At 48.2% G+C, this 15,502-nt stretch carries 16 protein-coding genes; 8 read left to right on the plus strand and 8 right to left on the minus strand.

Annotated features, from left to right (window positions below; genetic code table 11):
- Nucleotides 1-120 precede the first annotated feature (120 nt).
- The 5 genes from nadD to H7F15_RS10155 all read right to left on the minus strand — a co-directional run bounded on the left by nadD (nt 121) and on the right by H7F15_RS10155 (nt 2,571).
- Nucleotides 121-693 (minus strand): nicotinate (nicotinamide) nucleotide adenylyltransferase, encoded by a 573-nt coding sequence (nadD, locus tag H7F15_RS10135; protein ID WP_185196854.1) that lies wholly within the window; start codon nt 691-693, stop codon nt 121-123.
- Nucleotides 690-1,274 (minus strand): guanylate kinase, encoded by a 585-nt coding sequence (gene gmk, locus H7F15_RS10140; RefSeq protein WP_185196855.1) that lies wholly within the window; start codon nt 1,272-1,274, stop codon nt 690-692. The genes nadD and gmk overlap by 4 nt, the downstream gene beginning before the upstream one ends.
- 9 nt (nt 1,275-1,283) lie before the next feature.
- Nucleotides 1,284-1,565 (minus strand): anti-sigma factor, encoded by a 282-nt coding sequence (locus H7F15_RS10145; protein WP_185196856.1) that lies wholly within the window; start codon nt 1,563-1,565, stop codon nt 1,284-1,286.
- 27 nt (nt 1,566-1,592) lie between these two features.
- Nucleotides 1,593-2,186: a sigma-70 family RNA polymerase sigma factor gene (locus H7F15_RS10150; protein WP_185196857.1), complete on the minus strand. Its 594-nt coding sequence runs from the start codon at nt 2,184-2,186 to the stop codon at nt 1,593-1,595.
- A gap of 238 nt (nt 2,187-2,424) precedes the next feature.
- Nucleotides 2,425-2,571, minus strand: a complete 147-nt coding sequence (locus tag H7F15_RS10155; RefSeq protein WP_185196858.1) for a hypothetical protein — start codon at nt 2,569-2,571, stop codon at nt 2,425-2,427.
- 183 nt (nt 2,572-2,754) lie between these two features.
- Between H7F15_RS10155 and H7F15_RS10160 the strand changes: the two genes are divergently transcribed.
- The 4 genes from H7F15_RS10160 (at nt 2,755) to H7F15_RS10175 (ending at nt 8,542) form a co-directional block, all read left to right on the plus strand.
- Entirely contained in the window at nt 2,755-5,691 is a 2,937-nt protein-coding gene (locus H7F15_RS10160; protein ID WP_185196859.1) for a two-component regulator propeller domain-containing protein, read from the plus strand.
- Between the two features lie 29 nt (nt 5,692-5,720).
- Nucleotides 5,721-6,473, plus strand: coding sequence for a LytTR family DNA-binding domain-containing protein (locus tag H7F15_RS10165; protein ID WP_185196860.1), 753 nt, complete (start codon nt 5,721-5,723; stop codon nt 6,471-6,473).
- A gap of 345 nt (nt 6,474-6,818) precedes the next feature.
- Nucleotides 6,819-7,721: a glycosyltransferase family 2 protein gene (locus tag H7F15_RS10170; RefSeq protein ID WP_185196861.1), complete on the plus strand. Its 903-nt coding sequence runs from the start codon at nt 6,819-6,821 to the stop codon at nt 7,719-7,721.
- A complete protein-coding gene (locus H7F15_RS10175) occupies nt 7,712-8,542 on the plus strand; it encodes a glycosyltransferase family 2 protein (protein WP_185196862.1) in 831 nt (276 codons plus the stop codon). The genes H7F15_RS10170 and H7F15_RS10175 overlap by 10 nt, the downstream gene beginning before the upstream one ends.
- 74 nt (nt 8,543-8,616) lie before the next feature.
- Here the strand turns inward: H7F15_RS10175 and ahcY are convergent, their stop codons facing one another.
- Entirely contained in the window at nt 8,617-9,924 is a 1,308-nt protein-coding gene (gene ahcY / locus H7F15_RS10180) for an adenosylhomocysteinase (RefSeq protein WP_185196863.1), read from the minus strand.
- A 139-nt stretch (nt 9,925-10,063) separates the two neighbouring features.
- Nucleotides 10,064-10,789, minus strand: a complete 726-nt coding sequence (locus tag H7F15_RS10185) for a DUF4397 domain-containing protein (protein ID WP_185196864.1) — start codon at nt 10,787-10,789, stop codon at nt 10,064-10,066.
- Between the two features lie 173 nt (nt 10,790-10,962).
- Here H7F15_RS10185 and H7F15_RS10190 point away from each other — a divergent pair, with 173 nt between their 5' ends.
- The 4 genes from H7F15_RS10190 to H7F15_RS10205 all read left to right on the plus strand — a co-directional run bounded on the left by H7F15_RS10190 (nt 10,963) and on the right by H7F15_RS10205 (nt 14,897).
- Nucleotides 10,963-12,144 carry a hypothetical protein gene (locus H7F15_RS10190; RefSeq protein ID WP_185196865.1) on the plus strand — a complete coding sequence of 394 codons (1,182 nt, stop codon included), beginning with the start codon at nt 10,963-10,965 and terminating at the stop codon, nt 12,142-12,144.
- A gap of 317 nt (nt 12,145-12,461) precedes the next feature.
- Complete coding sequence (locus tag H7F15_RS10195; RefSeq protein ID WP_185196866.1) at nt 12,462-12,758, plus strand: hypothetical protein; 297 nt, start codon at nt 12,462-12,464, stop codon at nt 12,756-12,758.
- Between the two features lie 108 nt (nt 12,759-12,866).
- Complete coding sequence (locus H7F15_RS10200) at nt 12,867-13,223, plus strand: hypothetical protein (RefSeq protein ID WP_185196867.1); 357 nt, start codon at nt 12,867-12,869, stop codon at nt 13,221-13,223.
- Between the two features lie 108 nt (nt 13,224-13,331).
- The gene (locus H7F15_RS10205; RefSeq protein ID WP_185196868.1) at nt 13,332-14,897 is read left to right on the plus strand and encodes a glycosyltransferase family 39 protein; all 1,566 of its coding nucleotides are present in this window, start codon (nt 13,332-13,334) and stop codon (nt 14,895-14,897) included.
- On the opposite strand, the gene H7F15_RS10210 is transcribed toward H7F15_RS10205, so the two are convergent.
- Entirely contained in the window at nt 14,898-15,494 is a 597-nt protein-coding gene (locus H7F15_RS10210) for a DNA-3-methyladenine glycosylase (RefSeq protein ID WP_185196869.1), read from the minus strand.
- Nucleotides 15,495-15,502 lie beyond the last annotated feature (8 nt).

A 15,502-nucleotide genomic window follows, 5' to 3' on the forward strand; every position in this document is an offset into this window, starting at 1 on the left:
CTTTATAAATAAGTCACGGATCACAGATCCGCGCCAGCATAGGTTTACAGAGCTATAGTTTAAACTATAACTCTGTATTCTGACCTCACAACTATTAAACTATAGGATTCTGCCGTAGACCTACTGATACAACTTGTGCACTTTAATGTAGTCGATCACATCGTCAGGCACCATGTATTTGATGCTTTTTTCTTCGCGGATGCACTGCCGGATGAACGTAGCGGAAATATCCAGAATAGGCGCTTTCACAAACTTCATGTTCGGGAAGGCAGCCATTTCTTCTAAAACCGAGCCCGAGCGCGGGTATACATACACCTGGTGGTATTCCAGAATACGCTCATAGTTCTTCCACTTCGGAAACAGCGGTACGTTATCCTCCCCCATGATCAGCACAAACTCGTAGCTTGGGTACTTTTCCTGCAGGTAGGTCAGCGTATCAATTGTATAGCTTGGTTTGGGCATGCTGAACTCGATGTTCGATACGCCCAGGTTCGGGTTATCCGCAATAGCCAGTGTTACCATGTGCAGCCTGTCGAACTCGTGCAGCAGCGAGTTGCTGGGCTTAAACGGGTTCTGCGGCGACACGACAAGCCAAACCGTATCCAGGTCAGTGTTGGTGGCCATGTAGTTGGCAAGTATCAGGTGGCCGGTATGGATGGGGTTAAAAGAACCAAACAAAAGCCCTACCTTCATACAATGGCCGGCTCTGACTTCAGGAAATCGTTTACTAATTTTTCGGCTTTGGCGCAGGCAGTCTCCAGGTTGTCGTTCACGATCACCTCATCAAACTGATCTTCGAACTCCATCTCGAACTTGGCTTTAAAAACGCGGCTGCTGATGCTCGATGCCGAATCGGTGTTGCGGGCCTGCAGTCTGTTGGCCAGCTCTTCAATGGAAGGCGGCTTTACGAAAACGGCAAGTGCTCTTTCTTTGTAAAAATGCTTTATACTTAATCCTCCTTTAACGTCTACATCCAGTATGGCATGTTTGCCGCTTGCCCAGATGCGTTCAATCTCTGATTTTAATGTGCCGTAAAATGCGCCTTCGTATACTTCCTCCCACTCTACAAACTCATCGTTGGCAATCTTCTTCTTAAAATCTTCCGGGGTGATGAAGTAATAATCTTTTCCGTTTACTTCGGTGCGGCCACGCTTATCGCGGGTACAGGCAGAGATAGAGAAGTTCAGATCAGGGTTTACGCTTAGCAGGTGCTTTACAATGGTAGTTTTACCGGCGCCGGACGGGGCCGAGAAGATAATAATCTTTCCTTGCATCAGGGGTGTTTAAATGGTTTCCTGTATTTTGGCTTTTATAGTTTGCGCCAGGCTTTCGGGCACTATAACACGCTTAAGGTGTCCACTAATTAGTCCTTTCAGGAGCTTTTGCTTTTGATGGTTCTCAAAGCAGTTTACACATTCTTCAATATGGCTATTAAAGAAGCGTTGCTCTTCGGCAGTTGCTTCGCCATCCACCATGGAGTCCAGCAGGTCTGCTACCTGCCCACACGCTCCATCCATCTCCCCGGCAGGTTCTTTCTGATACATTTCCGTAAATTTTGGTTCCATCTTTACTCAACTTCTAAAAGTATGTTTCTAACTGTTGTATCCCATAGTTCTGGCGTATTTTTCTAATTTCTCTTTCAAGGAATTTCGGGCGCGGTGCAATCTGGAGCGTACTGTACCAATCGGAATATCCAGTATCTTAGCCATTTCCTCGTAGGTAAAACCTTCCAGGTCGCATAGTATGATCACGGTTCTGAAGTCTACCGGCAGGGTATTCAGGGCGCTTGCTACTTCGTCCCCGATCAGGTCCTGCACACTTTCGGTACGCATGTCGGTTGTGGTGGCTACACCATTGTCCCCTTCAACGTCTTCGGTGTTATAGTATCCTTCAACTTCGCTATAGTCTACCTTAGCGGGCTGTTTGCTCTTTTTTCGGAACTCGTTAATGAATGAGTTCTTCAGGATTCGGAACAGCCAGGCTTTGGCATTAGTTCCTTGTTCAAAGTAGTCAAAAAAGCGGTATGCCTTCAGGTAGGTTTCCTGCACCAGGTCGTTGGCATCATCCTCGTCTAAGGTGAGCCTGTAGGCAAAGTTGTACAGAGGGTCAAGCACGGGCAATAATTCAGCCTCGAACCGTGCATCTTTCTCCTCTTTACTTAGTTGTTTACCTGTTTGCTCGCTCATGTAAGTATAGTTTATACTTTCTGTAAAAGTCCCTTAATGGCGTATTATACGCAAATATAGGAATTTAAATTACATACCCTTGTTGCCACCTAAGGGTTGCAGCACAATGGCTTGCATTAGTGCAGGCAAAGGTTATCTGCCATATACGCAACCGTAGCGTTGTGTGCCGATTTCTTTGTACTATTTCTGCTGACTATAGTTTACAGCCCGTAACAACCCACCACTCCCTGATAAATATTTAACTGATAACAGACGTGAAACTATAGTTTTTTATTTCATGGCAACAACCAGACTGCAGTGCGGCAAACAAACTATAGGTAGTGTAATCCGGTAAAAAGCTGTGGCACCAACTATAGTCTTTTCCATCTCTAAATGTTCCCTTCACACAAAAAAAGAATTCGTTCGCCACGAACATGAAACTTTATTCCGGGCACCTACTTTTTACCGGCTCTTGCGTAGTACAAAAAAGACTTGCATAAGTTCAACTAAAAACAAGTCGTGGCACTTCAATTTTCTTCTCCGGATGTGTGTAAGGCGGTACCTGCTTATCTTATGGTTCAGTATACTGGTGCATACCGTATGGGCGCAGCAGTATAACTTCCGCAACTGGACTATAGCAGACGGGCTGCCGCAATCTGACATAACAGACCTGTTGCAGGATAACAGAATGCGTATCTGGGTAGCTACCCGTGGCGGCATTAGTTTATTTGATGGCAGCAGCTTCAGAACATACAACCGGCAGCAGGGCCTGGCCAGCAACAATGTAAGCACTCTTTTCCAAGATAGCCGAAACCAACTATGGATCGGCAGTGCCGACAACGGACTTACAAAATACGACGGCCAAAACTTCAGCACTTTTGGCAGTTCGCAGGGCCTGCCGGCCACAGCCATACACAGCATCACAGAAAACAATTTAGGCCAGTTATTAGTTGCCACCGATTCGGGCGTGTACAGGCTGCAGCAAAACCGTTTTATAAAGCACGATAAGCTACCCCCACAACCTTACCTGGCCCTGCACACCGATGCATTGGGCACTGTATGGGCCGGCAGCAAAGAAAATGGCCTGTATAAAATAAGCGGCAGCGAGGTACAACACTATAAAAGCCTGCAATACAAACTACCCTCCAACACCATTACCGCTATTTACAGCGAGCGCACCGACGGTAAACTATGGATCGGAACCAGCGGCGGCCCGGCTTATTTGGAGGATAAAACGATCGCACAACTTCCTTTACCTCCCAGTGTTACCCATCCCCTTGTTTCGGATTTTACACAGGATGCATACGGAAAAATACTGGTAGCACTGCAGCAGGACGGGCTTCTGTCAGTGGATCAGGAGCAGGTGCAGCACCTTACCCGCGCCAACGGCCTTAGCTCCAACCATATCTCGGCGCTGCTCCTCGACTCCGAAAAGAACACCTGGATAGGCACAAGTGGGTATGGCCTGCAGCAACGAAGGGCACAGTGGTTTATGCATTATTTTACAATCGGAGATATACAGGAACCGCACATTACCGCCCTTGCCCAGGACACTAAAGGCACTGTATGGTTTGGTACGGCAAATGGCGAGGCAGCTTACATGCAGAACGGCAGACAAACGACACTCGATGCCAACGTCTGGCCGCCCGGCACCATACTTTATAGTATGTGGGTAATATCTCCCGAGAATGTTTGGGTAAGCACCAGCCGGGGCGTCTGGAACCTGAGGCCCCGGCAGGCAAAGCATTACACCACCGCCAACGGCTTACCTGCCGATGAAGTATATTTTGTAGCTGCCGATGCCCGTAACAACGTATGGTTTGCCACGGCCGGCGGTGTGGCCTCGTTGCAGAACGGTGAAATAAAGAGAACTATAGTTTCAGATGATCCGGAGACCGGCAAAGCCTACCATATTTACCGCGACAAACAGAACCGGTTATGGTTTGGTACCGAGAAGGGCGTTTACCTGCTCACACAAAACAAACTACACAAAGTACCGGCATTACAGAAACATGCTTTTACAGAGGTTCGGGCTATAACTGAAGACGGTAATGGCTGGCTTTACTTCGGAGGGTACAACTATGGCCTGCTGGGCTACCACCAGCCAACCGGCGAAACAAAGCTGTTTAACGCTGACTCCGGTCTGCCCGGCGAAGGCATTAAATCGTTGTACGCTGACCGGGATAATAACCTGTGGATAGCAACCAACCGCAATGTGCTGAAAGCGGACCTGGCTTATTTTCATGATACCCGCAAACTGAAATACCGTGAGTATAACGGGCAGAATGGCTTCAGCGGACTGGAGGTATCTTACAACGGCATCACCCAGACACCGGACGGCAGGGTGTGGTTCGGTACTATAAAAGGCCTTACACAATACATTCCGGAACTGGACAGGATAAACAAAGCAGCTCCCCAGCTGCGACTAACCGACATCCGCCTGTTTATGCGCCCCACCGACTGGCAGCAACTTGGCTACCGGATAGATCAGGCAAGCGGGCTACCGGTAAACCTGCGGCTGCCGCACAGCAAAGACCACATCACTTTCTACTATCACGGCATCTGCCTCTCCGACCCGGCACGAGTAAGGTACCGCTACATGCTGGAAGGCCACGACCAGCAGTGGTCCGAAACCTCAGAACAACCATACGCTACTTATGCTAACCTGGGCCCCGGCACTTACACCTTTAAACTGAAAGCCCGGAACAACGATGGCTACTGGACACAACAACCATTAACCTATACCTTTTCGGTGGTGCCTCCGGTGTGGCGCCGCGAGTGGTTTATTGCATTGCTGCTGCTGCTGGTTACCGGCTCCCTTATCAGTGTGGTGCGCCTGCGCGAGCGTAGCCTTGTAAAAATGAATACCCTCCTGGACATGCGTGTAAAACACCGCACCCGTATGCTGGAGCGCAAGCACCGTGAAAAAGAGCTGCTGTTGCAGGAAGTACACCACCGCGTAAAAAACAACCTGCAGATCGTGATCAGCCTGCTTAACCTGCAGGCCCGCCACGTACAGGACCCCATAGCCCTGGAAGCTATGCAGGCGCTGCGCAGCCGGGTACGGTCGATGGCGCTGTTGCACGAGCGGCTTTACCGGCACAATAACTTGGAGCACATTAACCTCGAAAACTATTTCAGGGAGATCTGCGAGAGCCTGTATGCCTCTTATGGCATTACCGAAGAGAAAGTAAACCTGCACATCAGTGTGCCGCCTATAAATGTAGATATAGATACTGCCATAACATTAGGCCTGGTCGTGAACGAACTGATCTCAAACACGTTAAAGTATGCATTTCCGGATGGAAGGGATGGCAGACTCGGGATAGACCTGGAACACCTGCGGGGGGATACCTACCAGCTTATAGTTTGGGATAACGGGGTAGGCACACCCGAAGTGCGGGATCAGCAACAATCTTTTGGGCTTAAACTGGTTTCTTCGCTCATCAAAAAGCTGGACGGGGAAATTAATTTCGAAAATATCAATGGCACTAAAACAATATTACATTTTGTTTTGCCATCATAATTTAAATTTTCACGTAAGTACCTATTGCTATGACTAAACCTAAAATTCTTATTTCAGAGGACGAGGTGATAATTGCAGAAGATATTGCTGCATGCCTGGAGGACTTAGGGTACGAAACGTGTGCCATCGATACAGGCGAAGCCACCCTCGACATTATCCGGGAAACCCGCCCGGACCTGGTATTACTCGACATTAACCTGCGCGGCGACTCCGACGGCGTAGAGATCGGTTCCCGTATAAAGCAGGAGTTCAATATACCTTTCATTTATCTTACAGCCTATGCCGATAAGTCTACTATAGATCGTGCCAAAAAAACAGAACCTGACGGGTTCCTTGTGAAACCTTTCGATGAGAAAAGCCTGCGATCAACTATAGAGATCGCGCTGTACAAGCATGGCCACAACCATAAGATAAACGGTAACGGTTCGGCAGGCCACACGGAGCCGCCACTCAAAGAACAGGAAGTATCGCAGGATTATATCTTTGTAAAGGTAAAGCACCGCATTATTAAAGTAATGTACAGCGATATACTTTGGGTAGAGGCCTACGACAACTACTCCTTTTTAGTAACTGCTGACCAGAAGTACTTGGTGAGCTCTACTCTGAAGGACATGGAACAGAAACTGCCGCCTCATAATTTTGTACGCGTGCACCGCTCCTATATTGCCAACCTGGATAAAGTAGAAGCTTTGGAAGAAAATGCGGTGGTGTTCAGCAAAGGCGAGATCCCGATCGGCAAGTCCTACAAAAAGATACTGATGTCGCGGTTCAATATCCTGTAACTATAGTTCAGCTACCTTCCGGCAGCATATTTTGTAAGCAGGCTAACCTATAGTTCTGCGCCGGCTATGCTTTAAACTATAGTTTCTGTTCTCCCGCATTTTCCTGCCGGGCAAACTACTGCTGTCTTGCTTTTCTTACATACCTTTGCCCTGCTACATTCATATATTTAATTATATTTGTAGTTATCCTAATGAGTAAGTACAAATTTTACAGGTATCAGCTGCTGCTTTTATGCATTGGTACAACTATAGTTTTGCTCTAATTACTGGGGCAGGAAACTAATTGTACAACCGACAGGTTAAGGAGCAAAATTTGGAGAGCCGGCAAGATGCTGCCTTTTTAGCATGGTAAAACCCTTCGTTTCCATAGTATTGTGTGTTTACAACGGAGAGCAGTTCCTGAAAGAGCAGCTGGATTCCGTATTGAGCCAGACATATCCCAATTTCGAGCTGCTTATACTCGACGATTGCTCTACGGACAACAGTTTTGCACTTGCGGCAGCTTATGCGGAAAAACACAGCAACATCCGCCTCCTTCAAAACGACACCAACCTTGGCTTTAACAGGAACTTCGAGAAAGGCATACAACTAAGCAATGGCGACCTGATCGCCATCTGCGACCAGGATGACATCTGGCTCCCAACCAAGATTGAAGAACTTGCAGACCACATAGGCAGCGCTGTACTTATTTACAGCAACTCCGAACTGATGGATGAACATGGTCAGCCCACCAACAAAACCCTGGACCATAACCTGATTCACCTGAACAGGCCGTCCTATTCTGCTTTTCTGGAGTCTAATTTTATAACAGGCCATACCTGTATCTTTAAAAAAGAACTGATACCCTACATTTTGCCATTGCCTGCATCTATTAATTATTATGATTGGTGGATAGGTATGGTAGCAGCCTATGTGGGCGAAGTAAAATACTACGATAAAACCCTTACCCGTTACCGGATACATACCGACTCGGTAATGCAGCAGGAAAAACAACAGGCCGAAACCAGGCTCGCCCAGATGGAGCGGAAGCAAAAGGTTTTACGGGCTTTTACTGAGATGGCCTTTGTAAAGCCCCGTGACAGGCAGTTTGTGGAAAGATTCTTGCTAAAGAAAAAAAGCGCCGGGAAAGGAATTATACAGTATATTAACTGCTACTTATTTCTGTTACAACACCACCGCGCACTTTACCCGTGGTATGCCAAGTCTTTTGTTAAGAAACTTAATTTTATTCGTAAGCAATGTCATTAAACAGGATCAGGACCTCCCTTTTAATATCGACCTACAACTGGCCGGCCGCCCTGGAGCTTTGCCTTAAAAGTATTCTGAACCAGGTGCAGCTACCTGATGAGGTACTTATTGCAGACGATGGCTCCGGCCCGGAGACCAAAGCCCTGATAGACCGCTACAGAGCCTTGCTTCCGGTACCTGTAAAACACATCTGGCATCCTGATAACGGGTTTCAGCTAGCAGCCATACGTAACAAAGCTATAGTTGCCGCTGCCCACGAATACATTATACAGATAGATGGCGACCTGATCCTGCATCCGTACTTTGTAAAAGACCACCTGAAGCTGGCGACCCCTAATCGGTTTGTTTCCGGGAGCAGGCTGTTACTGCCACAGGCTTATTCCGAAGAGCTGCTGGCTACAAGAGAACTGCCCGGGTATCGCGACCTGATCGTACGCGGCAATAACCGCCTGAACGCCATCCGCATTCCTGTGCTGACCGGCCTTTTTGCCCCGCATTATAAACGCAGCAACAAATACTATGTAAAAGGCTGCAACATGGCTTTCTGGCGACAGGATTTGCTGGACGTGAACGGTTACAACGAAAGTATTGTGGGCTGGGGAAAAGAAGACAGCGAAATTGCAGTCCGGCTTATTAACAAAGGTGTGCACCGGCTTTTCATCAAGTTTGGCGGCATTTGCTACCATATCTACCACAAAATAGCCTGCAAAAAAAGGCACGACATAAACGAAGACATTCTACAGAAAACGATTGACGCCGGTACGGTACGTTGCCAGAACGGCATTGATGCACACTTTGCAGAGACCGTTACGGTGCTATAGTTTTAAAACTATAGTTTAAATAAAAAGAGACTGCCTTTGGGGCAGTCTCTTTTGTTATCAGCGGGTTGTATTTATTAGTATCTGTAATATTCCGGCTTAAACGGACCTTCTACTTCTACCCCAATGTAAGCAGCCTGGTCTGGCGAAAGTTCATCCAGCTCCACTCCAATTTTGCTGAGGTGCAGGCGGGCAACTTTCTCATCCAGATGCTTCGGCAGTGTGTATACCTTGTTCTCGTAAGCATCTGCATTTGTCCAAAGTTCCAGCTGCGCCAGTGTCTGGTTAGAGAAAGAGTTAGACATTACAAACGACGGGTGACCGGTAGCACAACCAAGGTTTACCAGACGGCCTTCCGCTAGCACGATAATATCTTTTCCTTCGATGTTGTAAAGGTCTACCTGTGGCTTGATCTCATCTTTAGTATGGCCGTAAGCACCGTTCAGCCAGGCCATGTCGATCTCGTTATCGAAGTGGCCGATGTTACAAACGATAGCTTTATCCTTCATAGAACGGAAATGTTCTTCTGTAATGATGTCTTTGTTACCGGTTGCAGTAACTACAATATCCGCTTCTTTTACAGCATCAGCCATTTTCTTCACAGCAAAGCCGTCCATAGCAGCCTGCAGCGCACAGATCGGGTCGATCTCGGTAACGATAACGCGGGCACCAGCACCTCTCAGTGAAGCTGCAGAACCTTTCCCCACATCGCCGTAACCAGCTACAACCGCTACTTTACCAGCCATCATCACATCTGTAGCACGACGGATCGCATCTACCAACGACTCTTTACAGCCATACTTGTTATCGAACTTGGATTTTGTAACCGAGTCGTTCACGTTAATGGCAGGCATTGGCAGGGTACCATTCTTCACGCGCTCGTAAAGGCGGTGCACACCTGTAGTAGTTTCTTCAGAAAGGCCTTTAATGCCCGGAGCCAGTTCCGGATATTTATCCAGTACCATGTTGGTCAGGTCGCCACCATCATCCAGGATCATGTTCAATGGCTTACGGTCTTCACCGAAGAACAGCGTCTGCTCAATGCACCAGTCAAATTCTTCAGCGTTCATACCTTTCCAAGCGTAAACCGAGATACCGGCAGCAGCGATAGCCGCGGCAGCATGATCCTGTGTAGAGAAAATGTTGCAGGATGACCAGGTAACTTCAGCTCCCAGTTCCACCAGTGTTTCGATCAGCACAGCCGTCTGGATCGTCATGTGAAGGCAACCGGCAATGCGGGCACCAGCCAGTGGCTTGCTCGGGCCGTACTCCTCACGGATGGCCATTAGGCCCGGCATTTCTGCTTCGGCCAGTTTTATTTCTTTGCGGCCCCATGCTGCCAGCGAAATGTCTTTTACTTTGTACTTCAGATATGTATCAATCATTTTTGATGTTTTTTCAGTTGAAAACTCAAAATTACGGATTTTGTTACGCAAGTTCAACAATTAGTTCAGGTTCAGCTATTCACAAAAAAGCAGTGCCTGCCTTACAGCAAACACTGCTCTTGTATAAGGTGTCAGCCGTTTATGGCATGTCGTGTTCTATGATTTCTACGCCAAGGGTATTTGTATTGCCTTGAGGCGTCTGCACGAAACCTCTCGCGAAGACGGTATAGATCTTTCCACTTTCCAGTACTATGCCGTTTACTGGCAGCACAACGGTTCCGTCTGCATCGGTACGCACTTCTAAGTTATACGTACCGGCCGGCACCGAAGCAAAGGCAGTGGCATCCCGGAAACTTATTCCATCGGCCAGCACGCTTTCGTTGGCTACATCGGTTACGTTTACAATATCAACAGCAGGCGCATCAGGCGATAAGTGTACGAAACGGATCTTTGCATTTCCGGCAGTCGGTGCGGTCAGGTCATCGGTCAGTATCAGCGGCTCAATATCGTCGGCACCTAAAGAACCGGTAGCAAAAATGGTATAGTTGCCTTTGTCCAGCAGGTCTACGGTGCCATCAATTACAGAGGTACTTGTTCCGGTAGCATTAACCTTAATGTTTCTGGACCCGGCAGGCACTGTCAGGTACCCGGTGTTATTGGGGAAGGTAAGCGCCGAGGTGTTTACTTTTACGTTATCCACCAACAGGTCTACTCCGGGGGCATCCGGCGAGGCGTGTACCACCATCACATTCGCTTCTTTTACTGTCGGAGTTACCGGATTGTCATCGCCGTCATCATCGCAACCTGCCAGCATTACCGCCGGCAATACAGCCAGCATCATTAATCTCATCCAATTCTTCTTCATAGCTTTATACTTTTAGGTAATTATTAATATCCACAACCATTTAACTTGATTGTGAAAATTTTGTTTAACCTTTTTTAAAAAAAGTTTAACAAATCATAAATAAGCACCGCACAGATTAATACACTATTTTTGCTGCACAGCCTGATTATAACGTCTGAGACCTGACCGGCAGTATGCGAACATATAAAGAATCCGAGAAAAATTTTATCACAGAGCACCTACAGGAACAGCCCGCTACCCTGATGCTGCAGGCCAGGCGCTTCCCGGATCTGCCTGTAGCGGAACTGGTGCAGCAGATACAGGCCCGCCAGAAAGCCATGACCAAGCTGCCGGACTGGGCGAAAAATCCGGAGCTTGTATTTCCGGTAAATGTGTCGGTAGAGCAAAGCTCATCTGCTGTAACGGCAGCCTTTAAAGCATCCCTGGTTTCCGGTAAGCTGCTGGCAGACCTGACCGGCGGTTTTGGCGCCGACAGCTTTTATTTTGCTAATAGCTTTGAACAGGTGCTGCACGTGGAACAAAACCAGGAGCTATCGGAAATCGCCAACTATAACTTCAGAGTACTTGGTGCCGCCAACATCCAAACTATAGCCACTACTGCTGCTGCGTTTCTGGAAAACTTTACCGGCCATGCCGATGTATTTTACCTGGACCCCGCCCGCCGCGGCGACAGAGCCGAAAAATTACACCTGCTGCAGGACTGCGAGCCGGATATACTGGGCCTGTTACCCATACTGCTGCAAAAAGCGGACAAGGTATTGTTGAAAGCATCGCCAATGCTGGACATTGACCTGGCGGTGGCGCAACTGGGCAAAGTAGCCAGGGTTTGGGTAGTAGCCGTGCAAAATGAATGTAAGGAAGTATTGTACCTGCTGCAGCAAAACCCACCTGACCCACTTACCATTGAGACTGTGAACCTGAAAACGGATGGCAGCATAAGTTCTTTTACCTTTACCCCAGACCAGGAACAAACTATAAGCACGCCATATTCTGACCCGCTGCACTATATTTACGAGCCAAATGCAGCCATCCTGAAAGCAGGCGCCTATAAAAGTATAACTCAGCAATACCCTGTAAAAAAGCTGCACCCCAACAGCCACCTCTATACTTCCGACACCCTGGTAACTGATTTCTCGGGAAGATCGTTTGCCTGCACTGCCGTAAGCCGCTACAGTAAAAAAGAGTTACTGGCCCGTCTGCCTCAAAAGCAGGCCAATATTACCGTCCGCAACTTCCCCGACACGGTAGCCAGCATCCGCAAAAAGACCGGTATACGCGAAGGTGGAAGCCATTACCTGTTCTTTACAACAGATATGCATCAGAAGCCTGTCGTACTTTTCTGCGAGAAAGTATAGTTGCTGCTTAAAATATCTTGAAAAAAATCGCAGGGTGTAAAATGCATTTCGGCTGGCTTCGGTCCAGTGACTTCTGCATCATTTCAGGCCATTTTTCATGCTGCAACCTGTTACGCATCAGTTACATCCATCCTCTGTTATAACTAAATAGAGCTATATAGCTACCGGCCAACTATATGGCTAAAGTACCATAACAACACCTGCACAAAGTACTTCTAATTGTTAACTGTCAGGCATTTGCATCGTAAAACAGGATATGCTACCCTGCAAAGGGCACATGTTTAACCTAATTTTTACAAGCTATGAAACGAGACAACATGAACAATCAGAATAAGAATAACAGCTCAAATTCCAACAGCAATTCGCGCAACAGTATGAGCTCCTCTTCACAGGGTTCTTCTTCTATGCGCAACTCATCTAATACTGGTAGCTCGTCATCATCGGGCAGAACATCGAACCTGAACAGTGGAAACAGCGGCAACAGCAGAAGTACCGGCCAGGGACGTGGCTGGCACGGCGACCCTCAGGGACATGCTCGTGCGGGCAGCCAGAGCCATAAGAACAGCAACAATTCATCTTCATCCGGATCTTCCAACAGATCAGGTAATCGTTAATAAACTATAAACTTACACCATAAATGGCCCCGGGGTAGCCTGGGGCTATTTATGCGTAAAGCGCACCTTTCCAACTATCGGAAACAAACTTAAATAAATTGGAATACCATGAAGGATAATAAGAATAACAGCAACCAGCAAAACCAGCACAGAGGATTTTCGAGTAACCCCGAAAGCTCTTTTAAGGCCGGCAAGCAAAGCCAGCAAAAGTCGCAGCAGATAAGTAACCAGGGCACCAACAACCCAAATGCCATGGGCGACTCTTTCTCGAGAACCGGCAACCAGAACAAGCCAACCCAGGGTGCCGGCCAGGGCAGCAGAAAAGAAACTGACCAGAGTGGCCGTAAGGATATCTCGAATAACCTGAAAAACGACGCAGTGGGCAAATTCGGCTCCAATAACCCGACACCGCAGGCCCGCACCGATAACGAACAGGACACTGAACAGAAGCGTAACAAACGCTAACTATACGATTGATGAATGGGGACGGCCGTAGTTTACGCTACGGCCGTTTTTTGTAGCTATAGTTCTGATTTATAGTTTATATTTACTTTTGGCTATACATTAGAACCAATGCCCCAACACCGCAACCCTCGCCTGCTGAACGCGACATTACTTGCTGTATTTGTGCTCCTGAAACTGGCGCTGCAATACCTGCTGGTTGATGGCGCCTATGACCTGCACCGCGACGAGTTCCTGCACCTGGACCAGGCCAACCATTTAGCAGCCGGGTATGTATCGGTGCCGCCGATTACGGCTTTTATCGCGTGGCTTATACAATTGCTGGGCAACAGTTACTTCTGGGTACGTTTTTTCCCGGCCTTGTTTGGGGCGCTAACTATAGTAGTGGTTTGGCTTACGGTGGATGAACTGAAGGGCGGCTTATACGCGAAAGTACTGGCTGCCATTGCAATGCTCTTCTCTGTTATGCTGCGCCTGAACATGCTGTTCCAGCCCAATTCCTTTGATATCCTTTGCTGGGCACTGGCTTTTTATCTTTTCATCCGGTTTCTGCATACACAGCAAACAAAGTGGCTCTATTGGCTGGGAGCTATAGTTGGCGTAGGCTTCCTGAATAAATATACCATCCTGTTCCTGGTGGCGGGGTTAGCAGTGGCACTTCTGTTTTCGCCTTACCGGAGTCTTTTTGCCCGGAAGTACCTATACCTTGCTGCCCTGCTTGCGCTAACTATAGCTTTGCCCAATCTGGTGTGGCAGGTGGTGCATAACTTCCCGGTAGTGGCGCACATGCAGGAGCTGAAAGCAACCCAGCTGGCAAATGTAAAACCTCAGGACTTTCTGCAGGACCAGTTGTTGTTTTTTATAGGTGCCGTGTTTATTTGGGTGAGTGCATTAGTGGCGTTTATAGTTTACAGGCCGTTTAAACAATACCGGTTTGTCGGGGTTACTTTTATAGTCGTCATGCTGCTGTTTCTGGCGCTGAAAGCCAAGAGCTACTACACCATTGGCCTTTTCCCGGTGCTCATTGCTTTCGGAAGCGTGTATTGGGAACAACTGTTCAGGCGGGGGTGGCTGCGTTATACCCGGCCAGTATGGCTGCTGGTAACTATAGTTGTGTTCATCCCGATGGTGAATGTAGTGTTCCCGGTGCTGAGCCCTGCCGAGATACAGGTAAAAGCGGAGAAATTTAAGGACCTGAACCTGCTGAAATGGGAAGATGGGAAAGACCACTTACTACCCCAGGACTTCGCCGATATGCTGGGCTGGCAGGAACTGGCAAGCATTACAACCAAAGCCTACCAGACTATACCTGCCGCTGCGCAATCCTACACCCTCATCCTCTGCGACAACTATGGCCAGGCTGGGGCCATTAACTACTATAGCCGTAACCAGGTGCCTGCCGCTGTGTCCTACAACGCCGACTATATTTACTGGTTTCCGGAGCTTAGTAAAATTGAGCACATCATACTTGTAAAAGAGGCAGGCGAAGCACCACTGCAGGAGGCAGAAAAAGCGTTTGTTGGAAGTGTTAAAAAGATCGGGAGTATAGAAAACCCCTATGCCCGTGAGCTCGGCACGACGGTGTACCTGCTCAGCGATATAGACCCGGCAGTAAAGCAGTACCTGTACCAGCGGCTGGCCATAAAGCAAAGCCATCCTTTCGCTGATACGGAGTAGTTATTTCCTGCTCACCCATTTATTCCCTTTTACATAAAACCGCCAGGGCAGCAGGGCATCATCGCCGGCATAGTCTATGCCTATGCGCGGTACGGTCATGATCTTTTCGTCGGGGATGGTGATGCCTTTGTCTTCGAGCCAGATGGTATTGCCGGTCAGGTCTTCGCCGTAGTGTTTGCGGGTAATACCCAGCGCAATGCTCATCACACCCGGTCCGGCAGTTAAGTTCGGTTTTATAGTTTGCATGTCCCTGCGCAGCAACATTTCCTCCAGGCCAATTTCCGGTTCTATGGCGCGCACCAGTACGGCATCAGCTCTGCCTTCTATATTGGTTATAATATTGAACAGGTTATAGATGCCATATACCAGGTACACATAGGCCACGCCGCCTTCGTGGTACATAATCTCGGTGCGGGCTGTACGACGGTTCAGGTGGGCATGGCAGGCGCGGTCGTTCTCTCCGGAGTAAGCTTCCGTTTCCACAATCATGCCACCGGTCAGCATGCCATCTATAGTTGTGTACAGGTACTTACCCAGCAGTTCCTGCGCTATCTGCACTACATTTGGCCGGGTGTAAAATTCTCTGGGAAGTTTCAAATTTTAAT

Source organism: Pontibacter sp. Tf4, assembly GCF_014212495.1.
GTDB lineage: Bacteria > Bacteroidota > Bacteroidia > Cytophagales > Hymenobacteraceae > Pontibacter.